Source organism: Halolamina pelagica (assembly GCF_001307315.1).
GTDB lineage: Archaea > Halobacteriota > Halobacteria > Halobacteriales > Haloferacaceae > Halolamina > Halolamina pelagica_B.
This window is the reverse complement of the sequence record NZ_LGUC01000001.1, coordinates 2,026,119-2,049,489: the sequence shown is the minus strand read 5'-3', so window position 1 is coordinate 2,049,489 and position 23,371 is coordinate 2,026,119. Positions and strand designations below refer to the sequence as shown.

The following is a 23,371-nucleotide window of genomic DNA, read 5'->3' as shown; positions in this document are numbered from 1 at the left end:
CGGAACTACGTTACTCCTCGTCGGCGTCGTCGTCTTCGTCGTCCGCTTCCGCGACCAGATCGAGCTGATCTTCGGGGATGCCGGCCTCCTGGCCGTCCTCGAACACGATCGTGTAGTTCGGGTCGCCGAACATGGTCTCCATGACCTGCGTGATCTCGCCTTCCTCGCCGTCGAACTCGCTGTGCTCGTCGTTGAGGACAACCACGTCGCCCTTCTCGAAGCTCATACCGACTCGTTCCGCGGGCGTGGGTTTAAGCGGCGTGATTCGGCAGAGCCACTACTCCCGAACCGCGGCGTAGATCTCCGCCAACTGATCGACCGCGTGGTCGACGCTGATCGACGCGCGACGGTCCAGACAGTTCTCGCTGAGGCGCTCGCGCTCGGTGAGCGTACGTTCGATCGCGTCGGCGAACCCACCAACGTCGTCGCGATCGAAGTGATAGCCAGTTTCGCCGTCGTCGACGGTGTCACGCAGAGCACCGCTGTCGACGGCGACGACCGGCGTCCCGCAGGCGAACGACTCCAGCGCGACCAGCCCCTGCGTCTCGACCGGGCTGGGGAACAGGAAGGCGTCGAGACTCGCGTAGAACGCCGGCAGCTCCTCCCGGTCGAGGAAGCCGAGGAAGCGAGCGTCCAGGTTCCGGTTCCGGGCCGCCTGCTCGAGCTCTTCCCGCGCCGGCCCGTCGCCGCCGAAGACGATCGTCACCTCTCGATCGAGGCGATCGCAGGCGTCGATGATCGCCGGGAGCGACTTCTCGTGGCCGTGTCGACCCGTGTAGCCGACGAGCGTCCGGTCCGTCGGGAGCCCGTGGCGCTCGCGGAACGCGGCGGGATCGACCGGCCGGAACCGCTCGGTGTCGACGCCGTTCGGGACGACCTGCGGGTCGTCGACGCCGAGGGTCTCGCGGACGTACTCGCCGGTCGACGCCGAGGGACGATCACGGCGTCGGCGGCGTCGAGGAACCACGACTCGTAGCGCTGGCTCATCGCCGCCGTTCGCTCGCGAACGGGGCCCCACGAGGAGAGGTAGCTCGCGTACTCTTCGGTCGGCGTGTGGAACGACGCGACCAGCGGGAGATCGCGTTTTCGCGCCAGCCGCAGGCCCGCGAGGCCGACCGCGAACGGCGTGTGCGCGTGGACGATATCCACGTCTTCGACGGCGTCCGGGACTCGCGGTACGCCGAGGCGGTAGCCCGCGTAGATCGGCAGCGGGAGCGACCGAACGGGGTACTCGCCGCGGTCAGGCGTCCGCTCTGGCGAACCCGGATAGACGACTGCCATGCGGCCGCCGCGGGCCTGCCAGCGGTCGCGCCAGCTCTCGACCGTGTAGGTGACGCCGTTGACCGTCGGCAGGTAGGTGTCCGTGAACGCCGCGACCGACTCCATGGGCGAGCGGTTGGCCGAGGCGCCGTTAAGGGGTTCCGGAATGGTTCTCCCCCAGCAGGCGTTCGTACTGCTTGACCAGCCGGTCGCCGACGCGGTCCAGCGAGTGGTCGGCCGCCGTCTGCTTCGCGTTCTCGCCCAGTCGCTCCCGGAGGTCGGGGTTCGCCTCGAGTCGCCGGAGGGCGTCGACGAACTCCTCGCGCGTCTCGCACTTCAGGCAGTCCTCGCCGTGGGTGAAGAACTCCTCGAACACCGGAATGTCCCGGAGCACGACCGCCTTCCCGGTGGCCATGGCCTCCAGTGCGGCGATCCCCTGGTTCTCGTCTTTTGTCGGGAACAGGTACACGTCGCCGGCGCCGAAGGCGGCGCGCTTGTCGTCCATCCAGCCGGTGAACGTGACGTTCTCCGGGGGTTGTTCGTCCAGTAGCGCGTCGCCTCGCCGGCGGCGGCGCCCGCCTCGTAGTGGCCGAACCACGCGAAGTCGTAGTCGGTCCGTTGGGCGACCTCACAGAACGTCGTCAGCCCCTTGCGCTCGAACACCTCGCCGACACAGAACACCACCATCCCGTCGAGGTCGAACCGCTCGCGAGTCGGCTCCCGCAGCTCCTCGAACCCGCCGAGGGAGTCGATGTCGACGCCGTTGGTCACCGGCTCGATGGGTGCGGAGACGGGGTAGGACTCGAGAACCCCCTTGGTGTACTCGCTGGGACAGAGCACCAGATCCGCCTGCGAGTAGAACCACCGCAGGTACGGCCGCAGCGCGGGCGCGAGGCGCTCGGAAAACCGGAACGACTCCCCGAAGTCCTCGGCGGTCACGTGGGCGTGGAGAACGAGCGGGATGTCGTTGCGTTTGGCGTGCCGGGCGACCGCGACGCTCCCGGGGCCGACGACGTTGCAGTGGGCAACGTCGTACTCCCGGAACGCGCGCCCGCCGGTCAGTCGCGACCGGGCGGCGTCGACGGGGCCGTCGCCGACCCACGGCGACTCCACCACGTCGACGCCCGCCCCTGCGAGCGCCGTGCGCTGCTGGCGGGTGGCGGTAACGATCCCGCCACGGATCCGGTCTTCCTGTTCGAGGTAGTCGAGGACGCGCACGGGTTTCGTCGTCGTTGGCAGGTCGGATGAATCAACGTTCCGGCTGACGGGTGCCGGCCCGATGGATCAACGTTCCGGCTGACGGGTGCCGGCCCGATGGATCAACGTTCCGGCTGACGGGTGCCGGACTAGTTCTGCAGCCTGCTGTCCCAGGGGCGGCGCCGACGCCCGTAGGCGGTCCTCGAAAGCGATAACACCGGTGCCCCGTTGGGTACAGACGACTGATGGGCGCCGACATCGCCGCCGAGCGAATCGAGCGACTCGCCGAGCTGGCGGCGGCGGCCACCGACGAGGGCGAGTTCGATCGCTCGCGAGCGTACGTCCGGTTGGCCCGTCGACTCGCCGAGCGCCACCGGCTCTCGCTGCCCCGCGAGTTCGCGCGCTCGACCTGTGACGCTTGCGACGTGTACCAGCGCCCGGGGGTGAACGTTCGCGTCCGCGTCCAGCGCGGTCGGGTGATCCGGCGCTGTGACTGCGGCGCGACCGATCGCTACCCCTACCGGTAGCTATACCGAAGGTTCAAAGCTTCCCCGGGCAGTGGTTCCGGTAAGAATGTCCGAAGAGTTACGCAAGCAGGCACACGACCTCGACGTCACCGTCTGGGTGGGGAAAAGCGGTATCGACGCCGTCGTCGACGAACTCGCCGACCAGCTCGACGATCGCGAACTGGTGAAGATCAAGTTCCTCCGGTCGGCCCGGGGAACCGACGACACCGAAGAACTGGCGGCAGAACTGGCCGAGCGTGTCGACGCCGAGGTGATCGAGACGCGCGGCCACACGGCGGTGTTGCACTGATGCCGATCCTGCAGACGACAGCGACGCCCGCGGCCGGCGGGTCCGCCGCCGGCGCGAACAAAGTCGTCGCGGCCTTTCTCGACCAGTTCCTCCCGACCGTGCTGGCCAACGCCGTCGGCGCCGCGGTCGTGTTCGTCGCCGTGTTCGCGGCGGTGTATCTCGGGGGAAAAGCGACGATCAACCCCGTGCTTGAGCGCGTGCTGGAGGCTCGCGGCCTCGACGCGCACGCGCGCCGGCCCATCCGGAAGATCACGTCGGTGCTGATCGTCTTCGTCGGGATCACCGTCGCCTTCGGCTTCGCCGGCTTCGGCGACTTCCTCCAGTCGCTCGCGACCATCGCCGCCGCGGCGACGCTCGCGATCGGCTTCGCGCTGCAGGACGTGATCGCCAACTTCGTCGCCGGCCTGTTCATCTACACCGACCGCCCGTTTCGCATCGGTGACTGGATCGAGTGGGACGGCAACTCCGGCATCGTCGAGGATATCTCCTTCCGCGTCACCCGCGTGCGAACGTTCGACAACGAGCTGCTCACGGTGCCGAACTCCCAGCTCACCGACGGCGTGATCAAAAACCCCGTCGCGAAGGAGACCCTCCGGCTGCAGTTCACGTTCGGTATCGGCTACGACGACGACGTGGACCGCGCGACCGAGATCATCGTCGACGAGGCCGAGCGCCACCCGGAGATCCTCTCGGATCCCGAACCCAGCGTGCGCCTGACCGAACTCGCGGACTCCTACGTCGGCCTGCGCTCGCGCATCTGGATCGACAACCCCTCGCGGGCGGACTTCGTGAAGATCCGCTCGGAGTACGTCAGGAACGTCAAGGGGCGGTTCGACGAGGCGGGCATCGAGATCCCGTTCCCCAGCGGGACATCTCGGGCGGGATCGAACTGCCGCCGGAGATGGTCCAGCACTGAGCTGCGGTTGCGGCCGGCTCGTCGCTCTCGGGCGACCACGTGCGGTGTCGGTCGTCCGGTGCCGCGTGTGACCCATCCTTTCAAGAGTCAGTATTCCTAACCAACGTTCGTGCCTAAATTGATTGACAACCGAAGTTACGTTATCGCCGACATCGCCGCGAACGGTTTGGACCCAGCAGGGCTGGCAACGGTGCTAGCCGGCCTCGTTCTCGCCCAGTAGTCGAATGCCACCAGGACAGCTTCCCTCGTCGGCGCACGCGACCGGCGGCGACCGTGGGGGCGTGGTTCCGATCTGTTGGGACGCGCTTCGGCTCTTCTTGACGTTGAGCGTCTGGCTCGCGGTCGCCTCGGTGTTGATGGTGGCGGTGACAGCGATGGCGCTTGGGGTCTCCCTCGAGGCGCTCGGCTGGGGGCTCTATTTGCCGGCCTTCGTGGTCTACGCCGTCTACGTGAGGGACCGACGAGGCGTCTCCGACGACGACAGGCTGAACCACCCGGTCCGGAGCCGGTTGGTGACACGATACGACCGCCCGCTCCAGGCGACAGAGCTGGTCGCGGTGATCGCCTACGAGAGCCTGCTCGTCGCCTCACTCCCCCTGCACCGGCCCGATGGGCTGGGAGCCTTGGCAGTCGCACATCTCCCGTTCGTGGTGTTGGCCGTCTATCTCCGGCTGAAAGCGGTTCCGGTGGTCGACTCCCTCGCCGTCGCCGGTACCTGGTCGTCGCTGATCGTCGCCACCGTCGTCGCCGTCGGCGACGTTGGGCTCTCAGCCTCGGTGGGGGCGACGTTCCTCGCGTGGACGCTCGTCGTCTTTGGCGGCGTAGAGTCACGGAACGCCGCCGACGTCGAAGGCGACGAGCAGGTCGACCACGGAACGCTCGCGAGCCGGCTCGGCGCCGCCCGCACCCGGCTGTTCGTCGTCGGGGCGAAAGCCGCCGGCGCCGGTCTGTTCTGGGTAGTCGGCGGGCCGGGGATCGTCGTCCTGCTGGGCTGTTACTTCGCGTACCTCGCCGGCTTTCGGTGGCTCACAGCGGCCGCGAGCGCAGCCGGCCCGCCGCCCGGAGTACCGGACCGGTGGGCGGGAGATACGTACCGTTAACACACCGGTAGTTCAATAATGGGGCAATGGCGCCGGGGTTATCACCGACCATGGCGGCGGCCCTCACGTATCTGGGTGTGGGTCCGGCGCTACTCATCGTCTACTTTCTCTTCGACGATCGGCACAAACCCGGCGTGCTCTGGTTCATCGTGACGATGGTGCTTGGGGCGTCTGGGCGCTGTTAGTCGGCACGTTCACGCTCCTCCAATCGCCCGAATCGACGCTCGCGCTGGCGAACGTCTTCTGGGCGGTCATCCCGGGGGCATCGGTGGCGATGTTCCTCTTCGTCTACGAGTACGTCGGCACGAAGCCCCCAAGCCGCTCGCTCGTCGCCGGCCTCCTTCTTCCGGTCGGTGTGCTGTTCGTGCTCTCGTGGTGGAACCCGCAGAACCTGATTTACACGGGAGAGTACTACGTCGACGCCGCGGGAATCCTCCACTACCCACAGTTCGGGGGACCGGTCAAAGTGCTCGTCGTCAAGGTGTACGGCTACCTCCTGGTCAGCCTGGCGACCGGGATGCTGCTCGGTGAGGCGATCCGAACCACGGGGGCGCGTCGGAGACAGATCGCGTATCTCCTGTTGGTGTTCACGATGCTCGCCCTCTCGACCTTACTGAAGGTGGCCGGGTTCGTCCCGATCTACTTCTACCCCACTCCGATCGTGTTCTCCCTCTCGGGGCTCGCGTTCGCGGTCTCGACACAGCAAAACGGCTTCCTCAAGACGGTCACGATCGCCCGTGAGCAGGCGTTCGAACAGGTAGAGGACGCCATTCTCATCACCAGTCCGGACGGCGAAGTGTTGGACGCGAACCGGAAGGCCGCCGATCTCCTCGGACCGGACGTGGTCGCCAAGGAACTCTCCTCGGTGCTTCGAGCACACCGTGAGACCGAGATCGATACCGACCCGGGCATCCTCTCGATCACACGCGATGACGAGATCCGGTACTACTCCGTCAAGGAGTCGCCGGTGACACACTACCGGGGGATGCAGGGACGCGTCGTCGTACTGACCGACGTGACCCCGATAACGAACCGCCAGCAGGATCTGGAGCTGTTCAAACAGGTCATCACCCGCGTCTTCCGGCACAACTTCCGCAACCGGTTGAACGTCATCGCCGGCTACGCGGGGATGCTCGACTCCGACGAGGACGTCGATGAGTACGCCAGCCGCATCCGTTCGTCGGCCGAGGAGCTCATTGCGACCACCCGAAAGACGAAAGACGTCGCAAAGATCTTCACCGACGAACAGGCCGAATCGCTTTCGCTCGATCGGGTCGTCGACCGCGCCGTCGCCAGCCTCGAACTCGGGGAGACGCCCTCGTCGATATCCGTCGACGTGCCGGCCGTGTGGGTCACCGCCCACCCGAAACTCCATGTCGCGATCCGGGAGCTCGTCGAGAACGCGGTCGTCCACAACGACGGCACCGGCCCGGCGAACGTCGACATCTACGCGTCAGTTGAGGACGAGCGGGTGACGCTGTTCGTCGAGGACGACGGCCCCGGCATCCCCCGGTTCGAACTCCAAGTGCTCGACGCCGAGGAGGAGACGGACCTGAGCCACGGCTCCGGTATCGGCCTCTGGCTGGTCCACTGGATCGTCAAGCGGTCGGACGGCGACCTCGTCTCGCGGACGGGCCCCGACGGCTCGTGCATCGGGGTTCGCCTCCGGCGGGCGTCGCGGAGCGATTCGGGGAAGTGAGCTTCCGGCTCGGCCAGCCGGGGGAATCGGCTCAGTCCAGTAGCTGCTGGGCGATCGTGTTCCGCAGCACCTCGCTGGTGCCCTCGTAAATCTCGTTCAGCTTCGCGTCGCGGTAGTAGCGCTCGACAGGGAAGTCCTTCGTGTAGCCGTAGCCGCCGTGGACCTGGATCGCCTCGTTGGCCACCTCACGGCTCACCTCGCTGGCGTAGAGCTTCGCCTGGGCGGCCTCCTTGATGTAGTCCTCGTCGCGCATCTTCAGGTCCGCGGCCTTGTGCATCAGCAGCTTCGCGGCCTGTAGTTTCGTGTCCATGTCGGCGAGTTTGTGCTGGATCGCCTGGAACTCCGAGATGGGCTGGTCGAACTGCTCGCGGTCGGTGGCGTAGTCCGCGGCGGCCTCCTTGGCGGCGCGGGCGATGCCGACGCCGCGGGCGGCGATGGAGATGCGGCCGCCGTTGAGCGTTTTGAGCGCCTGCACGAACCCGTCACCCTCGTCGCCGATGAGTCGGTCCTCGTGGAGCCGGAGGTCGTCGAACCGGAGCTCCGCCGTCTGACAGCCCTTGTCGCCGAGTTTGTGCTCGGTGTTCTCGACGATGAAGCCGTCGTCCTCCTCGGGCCGGACCACGAACGCGGAGATCCCCTTGTTGCCCGCATCGGGGTCGGTCTTCGCGAACACGGTGACCGTGTCCGCCACGGAGCCGTTCGAGGTCCAGAGCTTGCCGCCGTTGATGACGTACTCGTCGCCGTCTTTCTCCCCGGTCGTCGTCATCGCGGGCACGTCGCTGCCCGCGCCCGCCTCCGAGAGCGCGAACGCGCCGAGGTCGTCGCCGGCCGCGAGGGGCGTGAGGTACTCCTCCTTCTGGTGCTCGTCGCCGAACTCGTACAGCATGTTCCCCGCCAGGGAAGTGTGGGCGGCGACGATGGTGCCGAGGCCGCCTGAGCCCCGGGAGATCTCCTCGATCCCGATCGCGTAGCTGTGGTAGTCGAGCCCGGCGCCGCCGTACTCCGTCGGGAACGGCATCCCCATCAGCCCCAGATCGGCCATCTGGTCGACCAGATCGTCGGGGTGGTCGTCAGTGTCGTCGATCTCGGGGGCGCGGGGACGACCTCCTCGTCGACGAACTCGGCGACGGTGTCGCGGATCTGTCGCTGCTCGGCGTTCAGCCCAAAGTCCATACCCTTGAGTCCTTTCGGCGCGGGCTTAGGGTTTTCTACCCCGTCCTGACCCCCCGCGAGCGGTCGGAAACGTGCTTGCGGCCCGCTTGGGAGAGACTTTTAACGCCGCTCGTCATAGGGCCCACAAACCGAATGCCCGGACCCGACCCCCTCGCAGACGTTCCGTCCGAAGACCTCGCGTGGTGTCACGAGGCCGTCCAAGACGTCTCCCGTACGTTCGCGCTCACCGTCGACGTGCTCGAGGAGCCGATGGACTCGTACATCTGTCTCGGGTACCTCCTCTGTCGGGTGGCGGACACCGTCGAGGACGCCTCACACATCCCGCCCGCGGAGCAGGCAGCCCTCCTGCGGACCTACGACGCAGCCATCGACCCGACCGACGAGACCGACGCCGAGGCGTTCGCCGACTCGGTCGCGGAGTGGGTGCCTCCCGAATCGGAACGCAACGCCGACTGGGCTGTCGTCGCCAGCGCTCCCCGCATCGTCGCGACGTTCGACGCGCTGCCGGCCGACGTGCGTGAGGCGATCACCCCGCCGGTCCGGGAGATGGTCGACGGCATGGCCGACTTCGTCGAGCGCTACGCCGACGACGGCGGCCTCCGCATCGACGACAAGCGCGAACTGGAGGAGTACTGCTACTACGCCGCCGGCACCGTGGGCAACCTCATCACCAATCTCGTCACCCGGGGCGAGATCGACGCCGAGCGCGAGCAGACGCTCTACGAGACCGCCGAGGAGTTCGGCCTGCTGCTCCAGCTGGTCAACGTCTCGAAGGACGTGTACGACGACTACAGCGAGGAGAACAACGTCTACCTCCCCGCCGAGTGGCTCGCCGAGGAGGGCGTCGAACAGGACGAGGTGCTCGACCCCGAGAAACGCGAGGGCGCCACCTCGGTCGTCCGCCGCACGACGGATCTCGCGCGCTCGTACCTCGACGACGCCGGCACGTACCTCCAGCACGTGCCGCTCCGGGACGGCAACACCCTCGAAGCGTGGGCGGTCCCGTTCCTCCTCGCGGTCGGGACGCTCCGTGAGGTGCGCGAACACCCCGAGGACGTGCTGACGGAGTCGGGCGTGAAAGTGTCCCGGAAGGAGGTGTTCGCGGTCGTGAGCGCGATGAGTTCGAAGGGTCGGGACGCGCTCCCCTCCTTCCGTGAGCGTATCGCCAGCGCGCCGTTCCACCAGCAGCCGACCAGCGCGGACTGACCGGCCGGGTTCGGGTCCCTGTTGCTGCGGGCGACGACACGGTCGCGAGCGGCGCGGCTCCGTAGTCGGTCGAAAACGTCCGCAGAAAACCGTCGCCTCAGTCTTCCAGCGCGTCGGCGATCCGTCGCAGTTCGCGGGTCGCGTCGCGGACCTCGTCGCGGAGCTGTCGCACTTCCCGCACCATGTCTTCGGTCGCCTGGGCCTGCCGGCCGCCGGCGTCGCCGCCCTCCTCGGCGCCTTCCGCGCCCATGCCGCCGGGACCGCCGCCCATGCCGGGCGCGCCGCCGCCCATCCCGCCGGGGCCGCCACCGCCGCCCATCATGCCGGACATCATCTGTGCGAAGGGGTTGCCGCCGGGGCCGTCGCCGCCCATCTCGGGCGGGCCGCCGCCCATCCCGCCCGGACCGGGCGCCTCGCCTTCCTCGCGCTCCTCCTCGCGTCGCTGGCGGATCTCCTCGACGCGCTCGCGGAAGGACTTCTCCTCCTCGTCACCGTTCTCCTCGACGGCGTCCTCGGTGTCGTCGGGTTCGTCTGCCATACCTCGGGGTTCCGGGGCCACGGCGAAAAGGGTTGTTCTCTCGCCCCCTATTCGGGAGGGTTTTGCCCCTCGCCCACGGCCCTCGACCCATGACGCCGCCGCTGGCGCTGGATATCGACGGCACGCTGACGACGCCCGAACACACGATCGCGCCGCGAGCGTTCTCAGTGCTGGCCGACTGGGACGCGCCGGTGGTGCTCGCGACCGGGAAGTCGTTCCCGTACCCGGTCGCGCTCTGTCAGTTTGCCGGCATCCCGAACGCGTCGTCGCCGAGAACGGTGGTGTCGCGCTCGCGGACGGCGACCTGCGTTACGCGGGCGACCCCGAACGCGTCGACGCCGCGATCACCGCGTTCGAGGACCGCGGCGGCGAGCTCGGCTGGGACGGCGTCGACACGATCAACCGGTGGCGGGAGACCGAGGTGGCCGTCAGCCGAACCGCCGACGAGGAGCTCCTCCGGACGGTGGCCGGGGAGTTCGAACTCGAGTTCGTCGACACGGGCTACGCGTTCCACCTCACGACGCCCGGCGTGAGCAAAGGGGCAGCCCTGACGGGCGTCGCCGAGGTGCTCGGCTACGACCCGGCCGCGTTCGTCGCCGTCGGCGACAGCGAGAACGACGCTTCGATGTTCGACGTGGTCGGGGAGGCCTACGCCGTCGCCAACGCCGACGAGACCGCGGCCCGGGCGGCCGATTTCGTGCTCGACCGTGGCTACATCGACGGCACTCTCGACGCGCTTCGGGCGGTACGGAACGCAGAGGGCGAGTAGAACAGTCGGGTCAGCACTCCTCGGCAGCCACTGACCGGTCGCGTTTGATCGGCACGAACGTGCCGTCGATATCCCACTCGTGGATGCAGTACAGATTCCCGAGCCCCTCGGCTCGCCAGACGCCGTCGTCGTACTGTTCGACCCGCCCACAGCGCTCGCAAGTGCGGCGCTCGGGCGTGCGAAGGAGGTCGCTCATGCAGACGTGGACGCCGCTCACCGGGATGAAGCTTGCGCCGTCGGTACTCTATTCGACTGCCGGCGTCGCTTCGACCAGCGCTGGGACCGGTGCCGACAGATGCACCGTCGTCACGTCCCGTCCGCCGAACGTCTCGGTCACGCTTCCGATCCGCTCGAACCCGACCGACTCGTAGAACGACCGGCCGCGCTCGTTGGCTTCGAACACCTCCAGCCAGACCCGTTCGAGCCCTGCGTCCGCCAGCTGTCTGGCGACCGTCGCCGTGAGTTTCGTCCCGATGCCCTCGCCCCAGGAGTCGGGCGCGACGTAGAGCCGCGAAAAGAACGCCTCCGGCCCCGCCGGATCGCCCTCCCGGTCTCGCGCCGGCCCCGCGTTGGCGAAGCCGATCACTCCGTCGGCATCGGCGACCAGAAAGCAACCGCCCCCTCCCCCGTCTCCCGGATCTCCTCGCGAAGCGAGTCGGCGTCGTACCACGAGTCGACGGTCGCCTCGACGGTGTCGGCACCCAACAGGTCGTCGTAGGCGGCGTGCCACGACGCGCTGGCGACCGCAGCGATCTCCGCGGCGTCTTCCGGCTTCGCGTCACGAACGTTCATAGCCGAGCCTCCCCCGCCGCCGGCTTCAGGATTTCGCCCGACAGTTTTTCCGCGGTCGCGCCCCCTTCCGAGCGTGGCACTCTCCACCCGCCGTACGTTCTGGCTCGCTCTCTGCTGGCTCGGCGCCACGCAGAGCCTCTCGTGGGGGGTCGCGGTGGTTCGTGTCGGCGTGTGGCCGGGGAACGCCGCCGCACTCGTCGGGTTCCTGCTGCTGACGGTCGTCGCCCTCCTCGGCGTCGCCCGTCCCCAGTGGGCGGGCGGCCCCGACGAGCCCACGGCGGTGTGGTGGGCTGCCGTCGCCGCCGCGGTCGTCGGGACGATCGCCCTGTTCGTCTAGATCTCCCGATACGGGCCCAACCGCGTGCCGTCGGTCAGGTACGCCTCCCCGCCGGCTAGTGCCTCGGGGAGGAAGGGCGCGAGGAACGACTCCCCCTCGACGTTGATCCACGTCCCGCCCGAACGATCGTTGAACGCGGGGAACACCACCAGCTCCGGATCGTTCCAGTCGAGGCCGTCGGCGGCTTCGTCAACTGCCTCGAGAAACGGCTCCCGTCGGAGCGGGCCGCGGAGCCACGCCCGCTCGACCCGGCTCCCGCCGACCTCGTCGGTCAGGCGAACCGAGGGATGCTCGTGGCCCATACAGAGCGTCGACGCCGAGAGCGCCTCGGCGCCGGGCCAGGTGTGGCCGTGAACCAGCCCCACGTCGCCGCTCCTGACGCCCTCGGCAGGAAGCAGGTCGATCCGGTCGGGGAACACGTCGGCGACGCCGCCGTCGTGGTTGCCCCGGGCGAGCGTCAGCGGTACGCCGCGAGCGTCGAGGGCGTCGAGCAGGTCGCGTACCTCCTCGGCTTCGTCGCCGCCGGGTTCGGCGATCCGGTGGACCAGATCGCCGAGGACGACCACGCGGTCGGCAGCTGTTCGATCCAGCAGGGAGAGCAGTCGCTCCCGGCGCTGGTCGGCGTTGGAGTCGAGTTCGACGCCGCGTTCGTAGCGCAGGCCGACCTCGATGCCCGCGTGGTAGTCGGCGACCGCCAGCGCACGCTCGGCGCCGAGATCGAGTGTCGCCGCCGGGGCGTCGGGGATGGGATCGACCGCTGGCCGCCCCATCAGATCGCCTTGAGGGTGCCGTCGTTGGGCTCGTAGCACTTCCCGCTCATCATCGCCCCCTGGATCGCGTCGTCGACGGCGTCGGGGTCGGCGCCGTACTCGTCGACGACGCGGTCGACCACGGCGTCACGGTCGGCGCCGTCACCGTCGTCGAGTTCGGCCATCGCGTCGACGACGGCGTCCTCGAGGTCGTACTCGTGCTCCTCCGACGCCGCCTCGTCGGCGGACTCCTCGGCCGGCTCCTCCTCGTCGGCCATCTCGGACTCGATCTCCTCCAGTTCCTCCTCGGAGGTGGGCACGTCGATGCCGGCCTCGCCGGGCTCGTCGACCTCGGTGCCGGTCGAGAACTCGGTGCCGAACTCCTCTTTGACCTCCTGGCGCTCGCTTTCGGTCAGCGCCTCCTCGTCGTCGACGGTTTCCTCGGGGTCGAAATCCTCGAGCTCCTCGGCCTCGCTCTCGACGGTCTCCTGGACCGACCCGCCGGCGTCGAAGTCCCCGAGTTCCTCGCCGTCGGCGGCGATTTCGGCTGACTCGTCGTCCGCGTCGGCAGCGGCCGGTTCGTCGGCTGGCTCGCCTGTCGGTGTCGTCTCCGTGGCCGGCTCGTCGTCGGCCGTGGCTGTCGGTTCCGCCGCCTCGGCAGTCGTCGCTTCCGCGTCTGTGGACACGTCTTCGCCGGCTGCCGGCTCGTCTTCGTCTGGCGCAGTCTCGTCAGCTGGGGGCTCCGCTTCCTCGGCGGGTTCGGACGCCGGTTGCGCCTCCTCGGCTGTTTCTGTCGCCGTTTCCACTTCGGCGGTCTCGGTGGTCTCGGGTTCCGTCGGTGCCTCGGTCGTGGCCTCGACCTGGCTCGCGGCGCCGCCGAGATCGATGGCGACCTCGGGAAGCGGTCCTAGTTCGACGGGCCCCCCTCGCCCGGTTCGGCCTCGAGCGCGCCGACAGCGTCGCGTTCGCCGGCGACCTGTTCGACCGCTTCGACTGCGAGTTCGCGGACGGCTTCCAGGTAGGCCGTTCCGGTGCCGTAGTGCTCGATGGCTTTCGGGATACCGGCGGCCAGGGAGGGATCGACGCTCGTGGTTTCGAACGCCGCGCGGAGGTCGTCGCCGCGCAGCCCCGAGTCGAGCGCCTCGGCGAAGATCGCGATCCGGTACAGGGTTCGCTCGGCGGCCGAAACCACCCAGCGATCCCGAGTGTCGGCGTCGACCTCGTTGATGCTCTCCGGCCGGACGGAGGTGAACACGCGGTCGGAGTCCTCCGGCTCGAACGTGCGCGCCTTCCCGGAGAGGGCGACGAACGTCGGCGGCTCGGTCCGGTTCAGGAACGCGTGTTCGTCGGGCTGGTACTGGCCGGCGTAGGTGACGAACGCGCCCGTCGGGTCGACGACGCGCCCGCGGAGGCTGTCCTCGTTCACCTGCTCGACCTCGGTGAGGACGCCGACGGCGAACAGGCGGTTCACGCGTGCGCCGGTCGGCGTCACGACGTAGTTGGGGGCACGCTCCTCGTCGCTCTCGGAGTACGAGAGGCTGGCGTCGTCGAACTCCGCGGCGAACAGTCGGCGAGCGACCTCGCGGTTCCCCGGACCGCCGTCGGCGCTCATGCGCCCACCCCCAGTTCCGCGAGCAGGTCGCGCGCGGCCGTCTCGGGATCCTCGTCGACCGGCTCGAACGCGTCGGCGTTGAGGTTCGCGCCGTACTCGTCGACGGACAGCGAGCCGCGGGCGCGGTAGGCGTCGCCGACCAGTTCCGCGGCGATGTCTTCGGCGACGACCTCGCGGTCCATCGCCTCGCGGGCGGCATCGCGCGCGTCGTCGAGGTCGCCGCCGTAGATCGACTCGGTGAGCTCGCGGCCGAGGATCACCGTACACGTCCCCGTGCCGTCGTCGAGGATCGCCTTCGTCCGGAGGTCGTCGACGCCCTCCACGTCGCCGTGGGAGCGACACTCGCCGTTCTGGATCGCGCGGTTGCACTCCGGACAGCGTTCGATCAGCCCGGAGCCGTCACGGACTTCGATCACGTTACCGGACAGCGCCACGTCGAACAGGCCGCCCGCCGTGACGGCGTCGCCGATCGACATCGACGGCGCCGAGTCGGTGACGGTGACGGGGGCGTCGAGCGCTTCGACCGTGGAGAACTCCGAGACGTTCACCGAGGGGGCGCCGCGGTACTCCCGGACGTACACGTCCGCGAGCCGGACGCTCTCGCCCGTCTCGATCTCCGGATGCGGGTCCCAGTCGGTGAAGGGGAGCCGGCCGGTCTCGTCGCCGATGACGCCCGAGAGGATCTCGGTCTCGCCGTCCCGGCCGTCGATGGTTCGCTCCTCCACTTCCACGACGTTCACCTCGACGGTTCGCCCGCGATCGCCGGGTTCGAGGTCGATCAGGTCGCGCTCGCCGCCGATCCCGTACGGTACCTCGACCTCGTCGCTCTCCAGGGCGACGCTGGTGCTGTCGCCCAGGTTGAGTTCTGGATGGCCCTCCCACTCGCGGACGCCGGCGTTGCCGACGGTGATGCTGTCGCCCGGCTCGAAGCCGAACTCCTGCCAGGCGGTGTAGGAGACCGTGCCGGTCTCGTCGGCGAACTCGCCCTCGCGGATGGTGATGTCCTCGCCCTGGTACCGGATCGAGCGAGTCCCCTTGGTGAGCACCCGAACCGTCACGGTGACGTTGTCGTGCTCGGTCGTCAGGTCCGCCACGTCGAGCGATTCGGGCGTGGCGTCGCCGCCGCCGCCACCGCCGCCGTGTTTCCGGCGGACGCTCTGTTTGGCTTCGTCGATCGGGACGCTGTACTGGAGCAGGTTCTCCAGATCCTCTTTGACCTCCTCTTTGTCAACACCGAGAGCGGAGGCAAGCTCGTCGGCGTGCTTATCTACGTCCATCGTGGGGAGTTGGGCCGCGATAGCTAATAAGCGTTCGTCCGCGCGGTCCCGGTCGCGTCGGCGAGGAGTCCCTCGAAGCCATTGTCGGACCGAACCACCCTTGCATCTCGGGCCGTACGAGAGCGGTATGGACGCGACGACATCGCTCTCTCTCGCCCGTGAGGCCGCCACGACCGGCGGCGAGGTCGCACACGGCGGGTTCCGCGGCCCGCTCACGGTGGAGACGAAGGCAAACGAGCTCGATTCGGTGACGGAGTTCGATCGGGAGGTCCAGCGACGCGTTGCCAACATCCTCCGAACCGACGAGCCGGACGCAGTCATCGTCGGTGAGGAGGAGCTGCCGGAGATCGAGACCCAGAAGACACTCCCGGAATCGGGGAGGGCGTGGATCGTCGACCCCATCGACGGCACCAACAACTTCGTCGCCGGCAACCGTATCTGGTGCTGTTCGGTCGCTGCCGCCGAGGGCGCCGAGGGGTCGCCGCGGTCAACGAGTTCCCCGCGCTCGGCGACTGCTTCGCCGCCGGCGACGAGGGGGCGACGCGCAACGGTGAGCCGATCAGCGTCAGTCAGCGCACGCGTCCGGAGACGTTCACGATCAACCCGATATTCGGCCTCTCGCCGGCCAACCGCCGGAAGCTCTCGGAGTACACCTCGATCATCGTCGACGAGTTCGGTGACTGTCGGCGGTTCGGGAGCTCCCAGTTCGCGCTCTCCTCGGTCGCCGCGGGGGAACTCGACGCGGCCGTGTCGAGTATGTCGCTCTCCCCGTGGGACACGGTGGGCGGGGTTCATCTGGTCCGCGAAGCCGGCGGCACCGTCACCGATCTCGCGGGGGACCGCTGGACTCCCGGTGCCGACGGGATCATCGCCTCCAACGGGCACGCACACGACGACCTCGTCGCGGCGTTCGAGTAACTACTCCTTCTGTACGTCGTACGTCAGTACGACGCCGTCGTCGAACCGCGCCACGTCCGTCAGCGACAGCGCCGCGAACGTTTCCGGGTCCGTGAACCCCTCGCCGTCGGCGAGTGTCGGTGCGTCACGACCGCCGATCACGACGGAGCCGACGTACACCGTGAGCCGATCCACCAGGCCGGCATCGAACAGCGAGAAGATGAGTTCGCCGCCACCTTCGACCAGCAGGCGGTCGACGCCACGAGCTTCGAGCTGCTCGAACGCCGCCGAAAGGTCGACGCGGCTCGATCCGGCGGTGATCACCGTCGCGCCGGCGGCCGAAAGCGCGGCGACCTCCGCTTCGTCGGCGGCTTCACTGGCGAGCACGTACGTCGCCGCCGAATCGTCGAGGATCTCGGCGTCCGGCGGCGTGCGAGCACGGGAGTCGGCGACCACACGAGCGGGGTTCGGAGCCTTCCCGTCGTTTGTCCGCCGCTCGCGCCGCTCGGCGTCTTTCACCGTCAGTGAGGGATCGTCGGCCAGGACGGTGCCGACGCCGACGAGCACGCCCGCGGACTCCGCTCGGAGCGCGTCCATGCGGTCGAAATCCTCGGGGCCGGAGATCGCCACCTGCTCGCGTTCGTGCGTGGAGAGCTTTCCGTCGACGCTCTCGGCGGCGTTGACGTGGACGTGCATACGCCCTCTCGACGCGCCGCGGGGTCGACTTTTTCGGTCCGAGCGGGAACGCTCAAGTCCGGCCGCACCCGAGAGCCGCCGATGACCGTCGAGACGGAGGTAGTCGTGATCGGTGGCGGCGCGACCGGGGTCGGTGTCGCCAGAGACCTCGCGATGCGCGGCGTCGACGTGACGCTGCTCGAACGCGACGCGGGGCTCAACGCCGGCACGTCGGGCCGTTCCCACGGCGTCCTCCACAGCGGCGCGCGCTACGCCGAGTCCGACCCCGAGGGCGCCGCGGACTGCCTGCGGGAGAACCGTACGCTCCGGGAGATCGCGCCCGCAGCGATCGACGACGCCGGTGGCCTGTTCGTCCGCCTCGCCGCCGACGATCCGGCGTACTTCGACCGGAAGCTCGATGCCTGCCAGACGCTCGGGATGGAGCCCAGACGACTCGACGCCGGTGAAATCCGGGAGCGCGTGCCCGCGATCGCCGATCGCGTCGAGGAGGGGTTCGCGGTGCCGGACGGGGTGGTCTCTCCCGCACGGCTCGTCGCCGCGACGGCAGCCAGCGCCCGGGAGCACGGGGCGGACATCCACACTGACGCGCCGGTGGTCGACATCGGCTCTGGCCCGGACTCGTCCAAGCGCCTCGCTGTCTCCGTCGCGGACGGGGCGTCGATCGCCGCCGACGCGGTAGTCAACGCCGCCGGGCCGTGGGCCGGCGAAGTCGCCGCGATGGCCGGGGCGGAGTTGGGGATGCGGCCCACTCGGGGCGTGATGGTCGCCGTCGACTACGCCGGCTTGGAACCCGTGCTGAACCGCTGCCGCGAGCCAGCTGACGGCGATATCGTCGTCCCACACGGCATGCAAGCGGTGCTGGGGACGACAAGCGTCGCCGTCGACGACCCCGACGCGTTCGACCGCGAGGACTGGGAGGTCGAGCGCACGGTCTCCGAGTGCGCGGCGATGCTCCCGGCGCTCGCCGACGCCGCCGTCGACCGAACCTACTGGGGGCTCCGGCCACTCTACGAACCGGACGAACTCGACCGCGAAGGGCGGGGGATCTCCCGTGACTTCGCGATCGTCGACCACGACGCTGCGCCGGGGCTCGTGAGCGTGGTCGGCGGGAAACTCACGACCTACCGCCGCATGGCCGAGGCCGTTACTGATCGCGTCTGTGGAGCGTTGGGCGTCGACGAACCCTGCCGAACCGCCGAGGAGCCGCTGCCGGGCGCCGACGATCCGGGACGGCTCGACCAGTTGGCGCGGGAGTTCAGCGCCATCGGCCCCGCTGACAGCGACGTGATCAGAAAGTAGCGAACAGCCGGAGAGCGGTGGTCGGCGCGACGGGCTCCGGACTCCCGCCTCGTTCGTCGCGCCCCGGTTCTCAGATCACACGACGGGTTGGCCCCGTCATCGGTCAAAAAAGTTCGTCGCCGGGAGCGCGAGTCAGTCGTCGACGGGTTCGACGCCGATGGTCACGTCGACGCCCTCGATCTCCCACTCCTCGACGAGACCGCGCTCCCCGTCGATCTCGCTCACGTCGACGAACGCGGCCGCTCGCACTTCGTCGGCCACGAGGTCACGCCGGTCGTCGAAGAAGCCGGCGACCCGGTCGTCGTCGATCTCGACCGCGACGCGGATCTCCTCCTCCACGTCGAGTTCGAGGCGCTTCCGGGTCTCCTGCACCCGGCGGATCAGGTCCCGGGCGTACCCCTCGCGCTCGATCTCCTCGGTGAGTTCGGTGTCGACGTAGACGCTGCCGCCCTCGAACTCGGCGCCGGAGACGTGCTCCGGCGGTTCGGTGTCGTACGCGACCATCTCGTCGCCGAGTTCGACCGTCTCGCCGTTCACGTCGACGCCGGACTCGACGGCCTCGCGGGGCTCGCCGCGCACCGCGGCCATCACGTCCTGTGCGTCGCCGCCGAACTCGGGCCCGATCACGCTCATCTGCGGGTCCGCGATCTCGACGAGATCCTCGTAGTGGTCTGTCACCGTGAGCGACTGGGCGTTCACGCGCTCGAGGAACAGCTCCTCGAGGTCGCGCATGGCGCCGGCGACAGCCTCGTCGTCGGTCTCGATCACGACCTCCTGAACGGGCCAGCGGAGCTTCCGCCCGCCCTGCTGGCGCGCGTTCGCGGCGGCCTCCTCCACCTCGCGGAGCACGGCCATGTTTCGCTCCAGTTCGGGGTCGTGCCACTCGTCGTCCGGCGTCGGCGCCCCGAGCATATGCACCGTGTCGGCCTCGCCGTCGAGGGTCTGGTACATCCGGTCGGCGAGGTACGGCGTGTACGGCGCGAGCAGGCGGACGACCTCGTTCAGCACGGTCGCCAGCGTCGCGTAGGCGCCGCGCTTGCTCGCCGAGTCGGACTCCTCCCACATCCGCTCGCGGATCGCCTTCACGTAGAACCGACTCACGTCCTCGGTGACGAAGTCGAGCAGGACGTTGAGCGCGTCGTGGACGGCGTACTCATCCCACGCCGCCTCGGTCTCCTGTTTCACGGTCTGGAGCCGGGAGAGCACCCACTCGTCGACGACGCTGAGCTCCCCGTCGCGCAGGTCGGCCTCGCCGGGGTCGTAGTCGTCCAGCTCCATGTACGGCAGTGGGAACCGGAACACGTTCCAGAGGATGTTCAGCGTCGACTGCATCTCGCGCAGCCCCTCCCACTCGAAGCGCAGGTCGGCGCCGTGCTGGTCGTGGCTGAGCAGGTACGCCCGAAGCGGGTCGCGGCCGACCTCCTCGATTGCTTCGTGGGGCGTGACGATGTTGCCGAGGCTCTTGGACATCTTCCGGCCGTCACTGTCCAGCGCGAACCCGTGCATCACGACCTCGTCGTAGGGGATCTGATCGACGGCGGCGGTACCCATACCGAGCTGGGACCAGAACCAGCCGCGGGTCTGGTCGTGGGCCTCGACGATCACGTCGGCGGGCCAGAACTCGTCGTGGGCCTCGGTCTCGCCGGGGTAGTCGAGCGTCCCCCACGACGCCACCGAGGAGTCCAGCCACACGTCGAACACGTCCGGGACGCGGGTGTAGGTCGTCTCGCCCTCGGTGATCGTGAGGTCGTCGACGGTCGGCCGGTGGAGGTCGAGCTCGTCGGCGTCGACGTCCTGATCGGCGCGCTCGGCCAACTCCTCGCGGGTGCCGACGACGATCCAGTCGTCCTCGGTCGTCTCCTCGGCCGTGCTGTCCTCGGGCGTCCAGATCGGGATCGGGATGCCCCAGTAGCGCTGCCGGGAGACGTTCCAGTCCGGCGAGTCCTCGATGAAGTTCCGGAAGCGGTTGTCCCGCGCCTCCGGCGGGTGCCACTCGCTGTCCTCCATGTTGTCGAGGAGGTCCTCCTTCACGTCGGTGACCGTGATGAACCACTGCTCGGTCGCGAGGAAGATGATGTCCGTGTCACACCGCCAGCACTGCCCGTAGTCGTGGGTGTAGGACTCGTGGGCGAGCAGATAGCCGTTCGCGCGGAGGTCGTCGATGATGTCGTCGTTCGCGTCGCGGACGAACTGGCCGGCGTACTTGCCGGCGCGCTCGTCGTACACGCCGTCGCCCCCGACCGGACAGAAGATCTCCAGCCCGAGCTCCTCGCCGCGCTCGAAGTCCTCCTGCCCGTGGCCGGGCGCGGAGTGGACCAGCCCGGTGCGGTCGGTCTCGACGTAGTCGGCGTGGTACACCTCGCCGGCGCCGTCGAAAGCGGGGTGCTCCGGCACCTCCTCGGCCAGCGGGTGGTCGTACTGCCACCCGATCAGGTCAGCGCCCGGCAGCTCCGCCTCGATCTCGTACTCGTCGTACCGGCCCTTCTTCAGCACGTCCTCGACGCACTCGGTCGCGACGTAGAGCACGTCCTCCTCGCCGTCGTTCTCGGCGCGTACCTTCGCGTACGTTGCGCCCTCGTCGACGGCGATGAACGTGTTCGCGGGGACGGTCCACGGCGTGGTGGTCCACGCGACGAGGCTCCCCTCGCGGTCGGCCAGCGGGAACTGCACGTAGATCGAGGGGTCCTCGACCTGGTGGTACTCGACCTCGTTTTTCGCGATCGCGGTCTCACAGCGGGGACACTGCGTGATCGAGCGCTTCCCTTGCTCGACGAGTTCGTTGTCGTGGGCCTGCGAGAACGCCCACCACGCCGACTCCATGTACTCCGGCGAGATGGTCTGGTACGGGTTCTCCCAGTCCATCCAGACGCCGATGGACTGGAAGTCCTCGTCCATGTTCTCGCGGTTCTCGACGGCGAACCGCTTGCACTCCTGGATGAACGACTCCATCCCGTAGTCCTCGATGTCCTGTTTGGACTCGAAGCCGAGCTCCTGCTCGACTTTGGTCTCGATGGGCAGCCCGTGCATGTCGTACCCCGGCCGGTCGGTGACGTGGTGGCCCTCCATCCGCTTGCGCCGGATGACCGAGTCCTTGAGGGTCTTGTTCCACGCGGTACCGAGGTGCATCTGGCCGGAGGTGTACGGCGGGCCGTCGACGAAGAAGAATGGTGGGTCGTCGGCGTGTGCCTCCTTGGTCCGTTCGTAAGCGTCGTGGTCGTCCCAGTACGCCGAGACGGTGTCCTCCACCGCCTGCGGGTCGTACTGGTCCGGGACCTCCTCGTCCATACGTCTTGGCAGTGTTGGGTCGCTTATCAACCCGGTGGTCCGGCAGTCGGGCTGTCGGAACGCCGTCGTCGCTCACCAGCCTATATACGGCCCCTAGCCGAACCCCGGCGTATGGTCAGTCAGAGGGAGCATAACCGGAGCCCGCGAGTGCGCTGAGATGGCCGGGCTCGTCCGCCGGTATCTCCTGGTCGTCTTCCGGTTCCTCCCGTTCGCGATCAGCTTCCTCCGTGACCGTCGTCGGTTCCTGCTGTTCGGCCCAGGTCGGCGCGTGAGCGATGCGGTCCACCGCGAACGCGCCGAACGCATCCGGGATACGATGCTGGAGCTCGGCCCCGCGTTCATCAAGGTCGGGCAGGTGCTCTCCACGCGGCCGGACATCGTTCCGCCGACGTACACCGACGTGTTCGGCACGCTGCAGGACGAGATACCCGAGGGCGCGGGCGGCGACCCGCGGACGGTCCTCGAGACGGAGCTCGGCGACGAGCTCGACCTCTCGACGCTCGAACGCGTCGCCGGCGGGTCGCTCGCGTTCGTCTATACGGCCGTGTACGACGGCGAGCGGATCGCGATCAAGGTTCGCCGCCCCGGGCTCGAGCCCATGATCGAGCGCGACCTCCGGGTGATCCGCGGGCTGCTCCCGGTGGTCACCCCGTTCCTCGACGAGCGACAGCGCTACTCGGTGCGGAACGTCGCCGACGACTTCGAGGAGATCATCCTCGACGAACTCGACTTCGCGCGCGAGCGGGAGATCATGGACGAGATCTGCGAGAACTTCGCCGAGGACGACCGGGTCGTCGTGCCCGCCAGCTACCCGGAACTCTGCTCGGAACGCGTGCTGGCGATGGAGTTCCTCACCGGCCGGAAGGTAACCGACGAGGATGCCTTCGACAGCGTCGACGTCGACCACCACGAGATGGCGAGGTGGATCACCGAGATCTACCTGAAGATGGGGCTGGTCGACGGCGTGTTCCACGCGGACCCGCACCCGGGAACCTCGCGGTCACCGACGAGGGGCGCCTGCTGCTGTTCGACTTCGGGATGAGCGAGCGGCTCCCCCCGCCGGTGCAGGACGAAATCGTCGATCTCTACCGAGCGCTGGTCCGGCGCGACCTCGACGGGCTCGTCGACGCGCTGATCGCGCTCGACGTGTTGGAGGCGAGCGTCGACCGCACCGAAGTTCGACGCGTCCTCGAACTCGTCGTCGAGAACCTCTCGGGCCGGTCGAACGTCACCTGGCGGGCCATCATCACCGAACTGATGGCGTCGCTCCGGGAGTTCCCGTTCCGGATCCCGCCCGACGTGATGTTGCTGCTCCGCGTCGGTACCGTCGGCGAAGGCGTCTGTCGGCAGCTCGACCCCGAGTTCGACTTCCTCGCGGCCGTCCGAACGTTCCTGCTCGAGCAGGGGCTCATCGAGAGCGAGCTCGCGGCGCTCGTCGGGGAGACGCTGGACGACGCCCAGCAGTCGGTCCCCGCGCTGGCCCGTCTCCCGACCCGGTTCGACCGGGCGCTCGATCAGCTCGAACGCGGGGAGGTGGTCGTCCGGACCGAGCCAGCCGACGGCAGGGCGGGGGGCGACCCGGCGCTCGGCTACGCGGTGCTCGCTGGGGCGCTGAGCGTCACCGCGGCCGTTCTCACCCTCGGCGCCCGACCGTACGCGACTCCGGCAGCCGGCCTCGCGGTCGTCTTCCTCGCCGTCTATCTCGTCCGGGATCACGGCTGAGCGCTCCCAGCGAGAACCGGGTCGCCGGCCA

At 68.7% G+C, this 23,371-nt stretch carries 20 protein-coding genes and 6 pseudogenes; 12 read left to right on the top strand and 14 right to left on the bottom strand.

From position 1 onward, the window contains the following. Positions 1-10: 10 nt before the first annotated feature. The 3 genes and pseudogenes from SY89_RS10635 to SY89_RS10625 form a co-directional block, all read right to left on the bottom strand. Positions 11-226 (bottom strand): DUF1918 domain-containing protein, encoded by a 216-nt coding sequence (locus SY89_RS10635; RefSeq protein ID WP_054584196.1) that lies wholly within the window; start codon positions 224-226, stop codon positions 11-13. Between the two features lie 51 nt (positions 227-277). Beyond that, positions 278-1,386: pseudogene (locus SY89_RS10630) on the bottom strand (glycosyltransferase). Positions 1,387-1,411: 25 nt separating this feature from the next. After that, positions 1,412-2,478, bottom strand: a pseudogene (locus SY89_RS10625) (glycosyltransferase family 4 protein). A 224-nt stretch (positions 2,479-2,702) separates the two neighbouring features. On the opposite strand from SY89_RS10625, the gene SY89_RS10620 reads away from it, so the two are divergent. From SY89_RS10620 to SY89_RS10600, 6 genes are all read left to right on the top strand, one after another. Continuing rightward, complete coding sequence (locus SY89_RS10620) at positions 2,703-2,984, top strand: ribonuclease P Rpr2/Rpp21/SNM1 subunit family protein (RefSeq protein ID WP_054584195.1); 282 nt, start codon at positions 2,703-2,705, stop codon at positions 2,982-2,984. Between the two features lie 46 nt (positions 2,985-3,030). Then, positions 3,031-3,273 carry a YhbY family RNA-binding protein gene (locus SY89_RS10615; RefSeq protein WP_054584194.1) on the top strand — a complete coding sequence of 81 codons (243 nt, stop codon included), beginning with the start codon at positions 3,031-3,033 and terminating at the stop codon, positions 3,271-3,273. Continuing rightward, positions 3,273-4,289 (top strand): mechanosensitive ion channel family protein, encoded by a 1,017-nt coding sequence (locus SY89_RS10610; RefSeq protein WP_080506677.1) that lies wholly within the window; start codon positions 3,273-3,275, stop codon positions 4,287-4,289. Before SY89_RS10615 ends, SY89_RS10610 begins: the two co-directional genes overlap by 1 nt. A 223-nt stretch (positions 4,290-4,512) precedes the next feature. Next, entirely contained in the window at positions 4,513-5,289 is a 777-nt protein-coding gene (locus tag SY89_RS10605) for a UbiA prenyltransferase family protein (RefSeq protein WP_144427188.1), read from the top strand. 50 nt (positions 5,290-5,339) lie between these two features. Continuing rightward, positions 5,340-5,474 carry a hypothetical protein gene (locus SY89_RS19100; protein ID WP_275575406.1) on the top strand — a complete coding sequence of 45 codons (135 nt, stop codon included), beginning with the start codon at positions 5,340-5,342 and terminating at the stop codon, positions 5,472-5,474. After that, the gene (locus SY89_RS10600) at positions 5,429-6,988 is read left to right on the top strand and encodes a histidine kinase N-terminal 7TM domain-containing protein (protein WP_054584192.1); all 1,560 of its coding nucleotides are present in this window, start codon (positions 5,429-5,431) and stop codon (positions 6,986-6,988) included. The genes SY89_RS19100 and SY89_RS10600 overlap by 46 nt, the downstream gene beginning before the upstream one ends. A gap of 31 nt (positions 6,989-7,019) precedes the next feature. Here SY89_RS10600 and SY89_RS10595 read toward each other — a convergent pair. After that, positions 7,020-8,161: pseudogene (locus tag SY89_RS10595) on the bottom strand (acyl-CoA dehydrogenase family protein). A gap of 132 nt (positions 8,162-8,293) precedes the next feature. On the opposite strand from SY89_RS10595, the gene SY89_RS10590 reads away from it, so the two are divergent. Continuing rightward, the gene (locus SY89_RS10590; RefSeq protein ID WP_054584191.1) at positions 8,294-9,367 is read left to right on the top strand and encodes a phytoene/squalene synthase family protein; all 1,074 of its coding nucleotides are present in this window, start codon (positions 8,294-8,296) and stop codon (positions 9,365-9,367) included. A 97-nt stretch (positions 9,368-9,464) separates the two neighbouring features. Here the strand turns inward: SY89_RS10590 and SY89_RS10585 are convergent, their stop codons facing one another. After that, on the bottom strand, positions 9,465-9,905 hold the full coding sequence (locus SY89_RS10585; protein WP_054584190.1) for a hypothetical protein: 441 nt from the start codon (positions 9,903-9,905) through the stop codon (positions 9,465-9,467). Between the two features lie 89 nt (positions 9,906-9,994). Between SY89_RS10585 and SY89_RS10580 the strand changes: the two are divergent. Further along, positions 9,995-10,674: pseudogene (locus SY89_RS10580) on the top strand (HAD-IIB family hydrolase). Between the two features lie 10 nt (positions 10,675-10,684). Here the strand turns inward: SY89_RS10580 and SY89_RS10575 are convergent. Genes SY89_RS10575 through SY89_RS17285 form a run of 3 tightly spaced genes read right to left on the bottom strand, consistent with a single transcriptional unit; the run spans position 10,685 to position 11,466 of the window. Further along, a complete protein-coding gene (locus SY89_RS10575) occupies positions 10,685-10,870 on the bottom strand; it encodes an HEWD family protein (protein ID WP_054584189.1) in 186 nt (61 codons plus the stop codon). A gap of 48 nt (positions 10,871-10,918) precedes the next feature. Continuing rightward, positions 10,919-11,260: a GNAT family N-acetyltransferase gene (locus SY89_RS10570; protein WP_054584188.1), complete on the bottom strand. Its 342-nt coding sequence runs from the start codon at positions 11,258-11,260 to the stop codon at positions 10,919-10,921. After that, positions 11,257-11,466 (bottom strand): hypothetical protein, encoded by a 210-nt coding sequence (locus SY89_RS17285; RefSeq protein WP_054584187.1) that lies wholly within the window; start codon positions 11,464-11,466, stop codon positions 11,257-11,259. The genes SY89_RS10570 and SY89_RS17285 overlap by 4 nt, the downstream gene beginning before the upstream one ends. A 73-nt stretch (positions 11,467-11,539) precedes the next feature. On the opposite strand from SY89_RS17285, the gene SY89_RS10560 reads away from it, so the two are divergent. After that, positions 11,540-11,803, top strand: a complete 264-nt coding sequence (locus SY89_RS10560; RefSeq protein WP_054584186.1) for a hypothetical protein — start codon at positions 11,540-11,542, stop codon at positions 11,801-11,803. Here SY89_RS10560 and SY89_RS10555 read toward each other — a convergent pair. The 4 genes from SY89_RS10555 to SY89_RS10545 form a co-directional block, all read right to left on the bottom strand. Beyond that, complete coding sequence (locus SY89_RS10555) at positions 11,800-12,573, bottom strand: metallophosphoesterase (protein WP_054584185.1); 774 nt, start codon at positions 12,571-12,573, stop codon at positions 11,800-11,802. The two genes, SY89_RS10560 and SY89_RS10555, sit on opposite strands and share 4 nt — an antisense overlap. Continuing rightward, entirely contained in the window at positions 12,573-13,238 is a 666-nt protein-coding gene (locus SY89_RS19355; protein ID WP_321163906.1) for a hypothetical protein, read from the bottom strand. Before SY89_RS19355 ends, SY89_RS10555 begins: the two co-directional genes overlap by 1 nt. 221 nt (positions 13,239-13,459) lie before the next feature. Beyond that, on the bottom strand, positions 13,460-14,164 hold the full coding sequence (locus SY89_RS19350; protein ID WP_321163905.1) for an RPA family protein: 705 nt from the start codon (positions 14,162-14,164) through the stop codon (positions 13,460-13,462). Then, on the bottom strand, positions 14,161-15,441 hold the full coding sequence (locus tag SY89_RS10545; protein WP_054584184.1) for a Single-stranded DNA binding protein: 1,281 nt from the start codon (positions 15,439-15,441) through the stop codon (positions 14,161-14,163). Before SY89_RS10545 ends, SY89_RS19350 begins: the two co-directional genes overlap by 4 nt. Positions 15,442-15,568: 127 nt before the next feature. Here SY89_RS10545 and SY89_RS19410 point away from each other — a divergent pair. Next, positions 15,569-16,359 (top strand): annotated as a pseudogene (locus tag SY89_RS19410) (inositol monophosphatase family protein). Here the strand turns inward: SY89_RS19410 and SY89_RS10535 are convergent. Then, complete coding sequence (locus SY89_RS10535) at positions 16,360-17,034, bottom strand: 2,5-diamino-6-(ribosylamino)-4(3H)-pyrimidinone 5'-phosphate reductase (RefSeq protein ID WP_054584183.1); 675 nt, start codon at positions 17,032-17,034, stop codon at positions 16,360-16,362. A gap of 81 nt (positions 17,035-17,115) precedes the next feature. Between SY89_RS10535 and SY89_RS10530 the strand changes: the two genes are divergently transcribed. Beyond that, positions 17,116-18,333, top strand: coding sequence for an FAD-dependent oxidoreductase (locus tag SY89_RS10530; protein ID WP_054584182.1), 1,218 nt, complete (start codon positions 17,116-17,118; stop codon positions 18,331-18,333). A 132-nt stretch (positions 18,334-18,465) separates the two neighbouring features. Here SY89_RS10530 and ileS read toward each other — a convergent pair whose 3' ends face one another. After that, complete coding sequence (gene ileS, locus SY89_RS10525) at positions 18,466-21,618, bottom strand: isoleucine--tRNA ligase (protein ID WP_054584181.1); 3,153 nt, start codon at positions 21,616-21,618, stop codon at positions 18,466-18,468. 157 nt (positions 21,619-21,775) lie between these two features. Between ileS and SY89_RS19655 the strand changes: the two are divergent. Beyond that, positions 21,776-23,340: pseudogene (locus tag SY89_RS19655) on the top strand (ABC1 kinase family protein). The last annotated feature ends 31 nt before the right edge of the window (positions 23,341-23,371 follow it).